General features: G+C 70.3%; 8 protein-coding genes. 3 read left to right on the forward strand and 5 right to left on the reverse strand.

Annotated elements, in window-relative coordinates:
• From ELR45_RS19670 to ELR45_RS19680, 3 genes are all read left to right on the forward strand, one after another.
• The coding region (locus ELR45_RS19670) for an amidohydrolase family protein (RefSeq protein ID WP_165367941.1) at positions 1-1,417 on the forward strand (1,417 nt) is incomplete at its 5' end.
• Complete coding sequence (locus ELR45_RS19675; protein ID WP_129667881.1) at positions 1,410-2,504, forward strand: dipeptidase; 1,095 nt, start codon at positions 1,410-1,412, stop codon at positions 2,502-2,504. The genes ELR45_RS19670 and ELR45_RS19675, both read left to right, overlap by 8 nt.
• Positions 2,485-3,858, forward strand: coding sequence for a serine hydrolase domain-containing protein (locus tag ELR45_RS19680; RefSeq protein ID WP_205856899.1), 1,374 nt, complete (start codon positions 2,485-2,487; stop codon positions 3,856-3,858). The genes ELR45_RS19675 and ELR45_RS19680 overlap by 20 nt, the downstream gene beginning before the upstream one ends.
• Before the next feature lie 61 nt (positions 3,859-3,919).
• Here the strand turns inward: ELR45_RS19680 and ELR45_RS19685 are convergent, their stop codons facing one another.
• The 5 genes from ELR45_RS19685 to ELR45_RS19705 all read right to left on the reverse strand — a co-directional run.
• A complete protein-coding gene (locus ELR45_RS19685) occupies positions 3,920-4,552 on the reverse strand; it encodes a pyridoxamine 5'-phosphate oxidase family protein (RefSeq protein ID WP_129667883.1) in 633 nt (210 codons plus the stop codon).
• Positions 4,553-4,578: 26 nt separating this feature from the next.
• Positions 4,579-5,496, reverse strand: a complete 918-nt coding sequence (locus tag ELR45_RS19690) for a MurR/RpiR family transcriptional regulator (protein WP_129667884.1) — start codon at positions 5,494-5,496, stop codon at positions 4,579-4,581.
• Between the two features lie 10 nt (positions 5,497-5,506).
• The gene (locus ELR45_RS19695; protein WP_129667885.1) at positions 5,507-6,739 is read right to left on the reverse strand and encodes a M20 metallopeptidase family protein; all 1,233 of its coding nucleotides are present in this window, start codon (positions 6,737-6,739) and stop codon (positions 5,507-5,509) included.
• Positions 6,736-7,911: an amidohydrolase family protein gene (locus ELR45_RS19700; protein ID WP_129667886.1), complete on the reverse strand. Its 1,176-nt coding sequence runs from the start codon at positions 7,909-7,911 to the stop codon at positions 6,736-6,738. The genes ELR45_RS19695 and ELR45_RS19700 overlap by 4 nt, the downstream gene beginning before the upstream one ends.
• Positions 7,901-9,044, reverse strand: a 1,144-nt coding sequence (locus tag ELR45_RS19705) for a type I glutamate--ammonia ligase (protein ID WP_165367942.1), incomplete at its 5' end; no start/stop codon positions are given. The genes ELR45_RS19705 and ELR45_RS19700, both read right to left, overlap by 11 nt.

The following is a 9,044-nucleotide window of genomic DNA, read 5'->3' on the forward strand; positions in this document are numbered from 1 at the left end:
GCGGGGAAGCGTGTTGATCGACGGCGAGCGGATCCTCGCCGTTGGGCCGGTGGCCGAGGTCCGGGCCACAGCGGATGCCGCGAGCCGGTCCGGCAGCGGCGGTGACACCCGGTCGGTGACGACCCTCGACGCACGCCAGTGCCTGATCCTGCCCGGATTCGTCAACCCGCACTGGCACGAGGGGCTCGCCCGGCGGGCACAGGCCCTGGGCATGCCGCTGTCCGACCACGCCGACCCGGTGTCCCCGTTCGCCCGTGGCGGCGACATCCACGCGCTGTCGCAGAACTTCGACGCGTTGTACAGCTGGCACGAAAAGATGACGCCGCAGGAGTCCGAGGCGTTCGCGCGCTACGCGCTGTGGGCTCAGCTACGCAGCGGGACCACCACGGTGGGTGACGTCGGCTCGGTGGCGTGGCCGGAGGCGCTGGTCGGCGCGGCCCGTACGGTCGGGCTCCGGGCGGCGCTGAGCGTATGGGCCAGCGACGCGCTCTGCCTGCCGGGGGAGACCGCCTTCACCCGCACCCGCGACGCCGATGCCGTCCTGGCCCGGATCGAGGAGCAGCTGCTGGCGTGTGGCGCCGACGGCACCGGGAGGATCCGCGGGATGCCGTCCGCGGTCTACACGGCGAACCTCTCCGACGAGCTCGCCGAAGGGATCGTCGCTCTCGCGCTGCGTCACGACACCCCGGTGGCGACACATCTCGGCGCGCTGCCGAACGAGTCCGGCGTCGTTCGCGAGTACTTCGGCCGCACACCGGTCCGGCGCTTCGCCGAGCTCGGCCTGCTCACCGACCGGCTGATCGCCGTCCACTGCGCCTACGCCGACCTCGAGGAGTGGGCCATGCTCCGCGGCGCCCGCGTGCACATCAGCCACTCCCCGGCGAAATACGGTCTGTCCGGAGAATCCACCATCAGCGGCAGCCGGATGATCGTCGAGTCGTGGCGAGCCGGGCAGCGAGTGTCGTTGTCGACGGATGGCGAGGCCCAGCAGATCGGCGGGATGCCGGAGGCGATGCGCCAGGCCTGGCTGGGGCACAACGAGATCTGGGCGGACAACACCGCCGTACGGCCGAGCGACGCCCTGCTGATGGCCACCCGGTTCGCCGCCGACGGGTTGCGCTGGTCGGACCAGATCGGCAGCCTGGAGCCCGGCAAGCTGGCCGACCTGGTCCTGATCGACACCGACGACTGGCGGTACACGCTGTGTGCTCGTCCGCTGGAGATCTTCCTCAAGGTCGGCGGCTCCGCCGACGTCGACACCGTGATCGTCGGCGGAGAGGTGCTCGTCCGAGGCGGCAGGCCGACCCGCTTCGAGGAGGAACAGGTCACTGCCGATTTCGTCACGGCGGCTTACGCTCTGGCGAAGCGGCAGGGCTGGCCCGTCGACCGACCGTCTGGAGCACGCACGCATGCCTGACCCCTCCGACCTGCACTCCCGTGCCGTCGTCGCGGACGCGCACAACGATCTTCTGTGCACCGTGGTGCCCCGTGCTCCCCAGCGCTGGGCCGGCTTCTTCGCTGAGCGGTGGCTTCCGCAGCTACGCGACGGCGGCGTCGACGTGCAGGTCCTGCCGGTCTTCATCGACGACGTCTACCGGCCGGAGGGTGCGCTGCGGCAGACGCTGCGGATGATCGAGTGCGCGCATCGGATCGTCGCCGGCAACCCGGACGACGTGGCGCTGTGCCGGGACGGGGCCGAGATCGACAGCGCGCTGGAGACCGGCCGGATCGCGTTCGTCCTGGCGCTGGAGAGCGCGCCGGGCGTGGCCGACGACGTCGAGCTGCTGGAGACGCTGCACCGGCTCGGGGTGCGCATCGCCTCGCTCGCCCATTTCGGCCGGACCCCGCTGGGCGACGGCAGCGCCGAGGACGCGACTGGAGGACGGCTGACCAGACGAGGCGTCGACGCGCTCGGGCTCATGGAACGGATCGGGATGATCTTCGACGTCAGCCACCTCGGCGTGGCGGGTGTCGAGCATGTGCTGGAGCTCGCGACCCGGCCGGTAATCGCGACCCACTCGTCGGCGCGGGCGCTGCGGGATCACCACCGCAACCTGACCGACGACCAGCTCATCGGCATCGCCGCGACCGGCGGGATGGTCTGCGTGAACTTTTTCGCCGCCTATCTGCACGAGCGGGACTGGTCGATCGACCGGCTGGTGGATCACCTGGAGCATGTGGCGTCGGCGATCGGCGTCGACCGGGTGGGGCTGGGGCCGGACTTCGTCAAGGAGGTGTTCGAGGAGACCACGCCGCGGTGCTGCGAGGACCCTGGCGGAGCCGCCGGCGACATCGGCATCTCCACCATCGGCTACCTCCCCGGCCTGGAAGGACCACGCGGGCTTCCGCTGGTCACCGAGGCGCTGCTGCGACGCGGCTGGTCCGAGCCGGACATCCGGGGCGTCCTCGGGGAGAACCTGCGCGCCCTGTTCCATGCCGAGCTGGGCCGGCTCGCTCATGCACGAACGACCCAAGGAGAGAAGAGTGTCCGTTCTGACCCCTGACTCGCAGCGTTGGCCCGATCGTCTCGCGGAGCTGGCGGAGAGCTGCGCGGTGCCCGGAGCAGTCCTCGGCATCTCCGTCGGTGCCGCGACGTCCGTGCACGCGTATGGCGTCACCAACGTCGAGACCGGTCAGCCGGTCACGGACGACACGTTGTTCCAGGTCGGCTCCATCACGAAAGTCTGGACGGCTACCGCTCTGATGCGTCTGGTCGAGGACGGCAAGCTCGACCTCGACCAGCCGGTGGTGACCTACCTGCCCGAGCTTGAGCTGGCCACGCCCGAGGCCACGGCGTCGGTGACCATCCGGCACCTGCTGACCCACACGAGTGGGATCGACGGCGACTTCTTCGACGACTTCGGTCGGGGCGACGATTGTCTGGAGAGGTACTCCGCCGCGCTGGGCAAGGTGCCTCAGCTCTTCCCGGCGGGCGCCACGTGGTCGTACTGCAACTCCGGATTCGTGCTCGCCGGGCGGCTCATCGAGAGGCTGACCGGGCAGGTCTGGGACGCCGCGATGCGGGAGCTGCTCTACGCGCCGCTGGGGGTGCAGCGGACGGTGACGCTGCCGGAGGAGGCGATCCTGCACAGCGCGGCGGTCGGCCACGTCCACGTGGGAAACGAGCCGCCGGTGCGGACGTCGTCGTGGATGCTGCCCCGGGGGATGGGCCCGGCCGGCCTGATCAGCTCGACCGCGGCCGACATCCTGGCCTTCGCCAGGATGCATCTGGCCGGCGGTGTCGCGGCGGACGGCACGCGCATCCTGTCGGGCGCCTCGGTCAGCAGCATGCAGACCGAGGACGTGCCGCTGCCGGATCCGCACGGGGTGGCGCAGTCCTGGGGACTCGGCTGGTTCCGGGCCTCATGGGGCGGCACGCCGGTGATCGGGCACGACGGCAGCACCATCGGGCAGGCGGCATTCCTGCGGCTGCTGCCTGAGCACGACCTGGCGGTCACGCTGCTCACCAATGGCGGGCAGACGCGGGACCTGTATGAGTCGCTCCTGCGTGAGGTGGTGCGCACGCTGACCGGTGCGGAGATGACCGTCCCGCTGGACCCGCCGGCGAACTCGCCGCGTGTGGACGGCTCCGGGCACGTCGGACGTTACGAACGGACCGGCGTCCGGGTGGACGTGCTGGAGGCCGAGCGTGGCCTACGGCTGCGGATCACCGGGACGCACGACGTGCCCGGACTGGACCCGGAACCGATCGAGGTGGGCGCCGTACCGGTACGGGACGGGCTGTACGTGATGCGGATGCCGGGCGTCGAGACGTGGACCACCGTGACGTTCCTGACCTTGCCGGACGGCACGCCATGCCTGCACGGCGGCTCGCGAGCCACCCCGAAGGTGGGCTGATCGGCGCTGTCGAGGCTGCCTGTGCGCGTGAGGCGAGGCCGCCGCTCGCGGGGCAGCGCGGTCAGAGCTTGCGGCCGTGGTGGAGATACCTCGTCCGGGTGTCGTCGTCGACGGCGTCGGCGAAGGGAGGTAGCCCCGGGAGGCCGTCGATGCTCTCGGCGTTGTTGACGTCGCAGTAGTCGCGGATGGCGGTCGGGCCCTCCTTCCTGATCCGCCCTTCGGCGTACTTGTACAGCTGCTGGCGCTCACGGCGGAACGTCATCTCGGGGACGGCGAAACCACACGAGTCGGAGACCCGGGCGACATCCACCAGGATGATCGAGCGGGTGCAGGTGACCATCTCCGGCGTGGGATCGAAGCGCTCGAACAGCGGCTCGAACCGGGGATCGGCCATGTCGATCGTCTCCCCGGTTCCGTGCAGCCGGATGATCCGCGGCGGGCCGTCGAACGCGCAGAACATCATGGCGATGCGCCCGTTCTCCTTGAGATGCGCCACCGTCTCGATGCCGCTGCCGAAGAAGTCCACGTAGGCGACCTGGTGCGGGCTCATGACCTTCAAGCAGCCTGTCCCGCCCTTCGGTGAGACGTTCACCCGGCCGTCCGCGGCCAGCGGAGCGGTACTGACGAAGAACATCGGCCGCTCGACCAGCCACGTGGCCAGGGCATCGTCGATCTCCGGGAAGACGGTTCCCATCCGGGTCTCCTTCTATGAATGCGTCATCAATATGACGAGTCTGCTTCGCCGCGAGTCTTCCAGCCGTCGCTGTAGCCCAGCGATTCGAGCCGGGTCAGCCGGTCCCGGGTGGCGTCGCCGAGCTCCTCGCTGACGGCGGCGACCAACGACTCCACCAGTGCCATCGCCGGCACCAGGCTGTCGAACGGACTCGGCGCGTCCACCCGCGCCGGCAGGACCGCGTGGGCGAGGTCGGCGATCGGAGACAGATATTGGTCGGTCATCAGCACGATGGACGCCCCGGAGTTCGCGACCGCTTCGGCCAGATGGATCGTGGTGCTCTGATAGCGGCGGTAGTCGAACACGACGAAGACGTCGCGCTTGGACGCGTCCAGCAGCGCGCTCGCGCGGGAGTTGTCGCCGCTCGGCAGCAGGGTCACGTCCGGACGCATGAGGTGCAGGTGCGCCGCCAGGTAATCGGCCAGAACCTGGCTGAACCTGCCGCCGAACAGGCGGATGTGCAGCCGGCGATCGGCGAGGAGCTTCACCGCGGCGAGGAAGTCATGCCGGGGGATGTGATCGAACGTCTCGCTGACGGTCGAGACGAACGTGGACGAGACGTAGGGAAGGAAGTCCTGATCCGATGGCGTGGCGTTGCGCTCGTCGAACTGTGCGAGTGGGGACCCCATCCGCTCATGGACCTCGTGGATGAGCACCCGCTGGAAGTCGGGATATCCCTCAAAACCGAGCCTGGTGACGAACCGCAGCACCGTCGGCGTGCTCACCTTGGCGCGCTTGGCAAGGTCTGCGGCGGACTCCAGCCCGGCGGCCGGGTACGCGGCGAGCAGCGTCCGGCCCACCTTGCGCTCGCCGGCGCTCAGGTCGTCCATGTGGTCCCGTACTCGCTGCTGAACCGTCGGGCTGACCGACGCGGGGGCGTCCGTGGATCCATCCGGGGAGGCCATGAAAGGAACCCTACCTTCGCTCAGCAGTGGTCTTCGCGGAGCGATCGGCGGCGCCGGCGGCGGCCAGATAGCCGGCCAGCATCGCGTCCGCCACCCGGTCCACCGCGCCGTCGTCCGGGAGGAACTCGGGGTGGTGCAGAGGCGGTCCCGAGCCGTCGCCCACGCCGACGAAGAGCATCAGCGAGGCGAACCGTTCGGCGAAGTACGCGAAATCGTCCGCGCCGCAGGACCGGTACCCGTCGGAGACCTGATAGCCGAGGTCACGCAGGTACGAGGAGGTGGAGTCGGTCAGCGCGGGATCGTTACGCAGCACAGGCTCGCCGTTGGTGATCTCGACCGTGGCGGAGCACCCGTGCACCTGTGCGATCCCGGTGGCCACCGCGCGGAGCCGGTCATGCATGTATGAGCGATGGACCATCGAGAGGCTGCGCAGGACGCCCCGGGCCACCGCGGTGCTGGGGGTGATGTTCGGGGCCTCACCGGCTTTGATCGAGCTCACCGTGACCACGGCCGGGGTCATCGGGTCGCTGTCCCGGCTGACCAGCTGCTGCAGGCTGACCACACACTGGGCGACAGCCAGCACGGCGTCCCGGTTGAGATGTGGATAGGCCGCGTGCCCGCCGGCACCGTGCATCGTCACCACGAACTCGTCGGCGGCCGCGTTGACCGCTCCCGGCGTGCAGGCGACGGAGCGCTCGGGCAGAGTCGGCTGGACGTGGGCGCCGAGCATCGCGACGACGTCGTGGGCATCGAGGATTCCCGAGCTGACGACGTCCTTGGCTCCGGCGGGGTAGGTCTCCTCTCTCGGCTGGAGAACCGCCACGAGCGGCGTGGCCGGTCGCACCCGGTGCACCGCCCGCGCGATGGCGACCAACGCCGCCATGTGCACGTCGTGCCCGCACGCATGCATGAGACCGTTGTCAGCTGCCCAGGTGACGCCGGTCTGCTCCCGGACGGGCAAGGCGTCGAGCTCGGCGCGGATCGCCACCGCAGCGCCCGCCGCGCCGATCCGGACGACCGCCCCGGTGTCGGCGACCAGATCGGCGTTCTGTCCGCCGGGCAGCTCGGCGAGGACGAGATCGCGGGTCTGCGATTCATCGCCGGACCGCTGCGGGCGGGCGTGCAGCTGGCGGCGCAGCTGACGCGCGTGTGGGAGCTCCTCGTGCAGCGCCGTGCGCAGCACCGGCAGCACGGGATCGGTGTGAACGGGATCGGTGTGGGCGGGATCGGTGTGGGCGGTCATGACAGGCTGCCTTCTGTACCGCCGAGCCGGTACACGCGCGCGGCATTCTCCTCGCTGACCATCCGGACCAGGCGGGTCGCGTCGTCCAGCGACCAGTCCCCGGCCGTGACCCGGGTGGTGATGATCGAGCGTAGGGCGGAGCGCCACTGCACGGAGCCCAGGAAGTGTAGCTCGGACAGCCCCCAGGCGTCGGACGAGTAGAGGACCTTGCCGAACGGAGCGAGCTCCAGCAGTTCGGCGACCACTGTGGTGGCGGCCGCTCCGGTGAAGGTGACGGCGAGGCCGACGTCGACGTAGACGTGCGGATAGGCGTGGCTCAGATAGGCGGCCTGGCGGTGGTACGGATAGCAGTGCAGGAGCAGGAGCGGTGCGCCGGACCCCTCGCTCGCCTCGATGAACTCGGTCAGCAGCAGCGGGTTCGCTCGGTGCAGCCGGAGGTCCGGATCGCCGATGCCAGTATGGATCTGCAACGGAAGCCCGGTGTCGACGCCGGCCCAGATCAGGTGCCGCAGGAGCACTGGATCGGTCAGCCGGGCTGGGGCGCCGGCGCGGATCTCCCGCAGCCAGGAGCCGGCGGCGGCCGTCACCTGTGCTGGGCTCGGCCTCGTCGGATCGACGTCCAGCCCGGCGCGGTAGGCGACGATGGTCTTCAGCCCGACGGCCGAGGCAGCGCGGGCAGCGAGGGCCTCGTCGAAGAGGCGGGCGAAGTTCGAGGCCGCGACGTCCGAGGCCGCGAGCTCCTCGGCTACCGACTCCAGCCGGACCACCTCGCTGGTGCGGATCCCACAGAGGCGGCTGAGGCCGCCCGGATCCAGGAGGTGGTCGGTGTGGTGACCTGTCTCGACGAGATAGTGGGTGACTCCGCTCCCGGCGAGGAAACGCCGGTTGACCGTCTCATGGCCGAGCTCGAGTCTCCGCGCCGTGTACTCGGGTCCCGAAGCGTGCGGATCCAGATCGAGCAGGGGCGCACACCAGCGACGCACGGCGAAACCCAGGCTCGAATCGAAGGTGGACAGGCCGGACGGCGCCGGGCGGTCCGACTCGGTCAGCGCCGCCTCGAACGCGCTCGGGCTCAGATCCGCGGCGATGGCGCCGTGCACGTGGTGATCTGTCAACGGGGTGGACGCGACGAGATCGGCCAACTCGTCGCGCTCCGCGGCGTCAGTAGACATCGGCGACTCGCGCGCACACGGCGTCGTCGTCCAGGCCGGCCACGGCGGCCAGCTCGGCACGTTTGACCGCCAGATAGGTGGCCAGGAGATCCGGATCGAACCACTTGGCAGCCACCGGATCGGTCTCGAGGGCGCGCAGGCCGGACTCCAGGTCCGGGTTCAGCGGTGCCGCGGACAGCAGCTCGTCGTCGCCGACCGTCTCCGGGTGGACGGTGGGCGCCGGGAGATCGCCGGTCATGCCCTCGAGGCCGGCGGCGATGATCACGCCGAGGGCGAGCCAGGGGTTGGACGTGGCATCGGCCGCGCGGAACTCCAGATTGAACTGCTTCGCCTCGTCGGACGAGCCGAAGCTCACCGTCGGGCAGATCCGGATCATCGCCTCCCGGTGCCGCTCGGCGAGTACCGCCCGGGCGGCGCTCCAGTGGTGCGGCTGAAGGCGCAGGTGCGAGGCGGGACTTCCCGCCGTGACGGCGGTGACGGCGGCCGCGTGATGCAGCACGCCTGCGCAGAACCGCTCCGCCGCCTCGGAGAGCCGGCCGCGGCGGTGCGGATCGAACAAGGCGGCGCGCCCCTCGTCGTCGTGGAGGGAGAGATGGATGTGCAGGCCGTTGCCGGTAGCGTCGGGCGCTGCCAGCGGCGCGAACGAGGCGGCCAGGCCCCGGCGCCTGGCCAGGTCGCGCACGAGCTCACGGAGCAGGACCGCTCGGTCCGCGGCGACGAGAGCGGGCGCCTGCCTCAGGGTGATCTCGTATTGCGCGTCCCCGTATTCGGGTATCCAGCATTCGGGCTGCAACCCGTTCTCCTCCAACAGAGCCAGCAGGTCGCCTCCGAACGGCTCGGCCGCGCGCAGCCGGCCCAACGTCATCGGAAGGCCCGCGTCGACCCCTCGGAGGGTGAACTCGTGCTCGAACGAGGCGACCACGTTGAGGCCGGTCTCCGCATGCAGCCGGCTCAGTGTCGACGTCAGCATGCGCCGCGGGCACGAGCCCCAGCTCGTCCCGTCGGTGCGGGTCTGGTCGGCTATGTACAGCCGGAGCTGTTCCTGGCCGTCGTCGCGGATGCTGATCCTGCTGTCCGGGTCGGGCACGAGGCGCAGGTCTCCTCCAGCGCCGAAGGCGTTGGCCTCGGCTATC

It is taken from the genome of Phytoactinopolyspora endophytica, from assembly GCF_004138495.1.
GTDB classification, from domain to species: domain Bacteria; phylum Actinomycetota; class Actinomycetes; order Jiangellales; family Jiangellaceae; genus Phytoactinopolyspora; species Phytoactinopolyspora endophytica.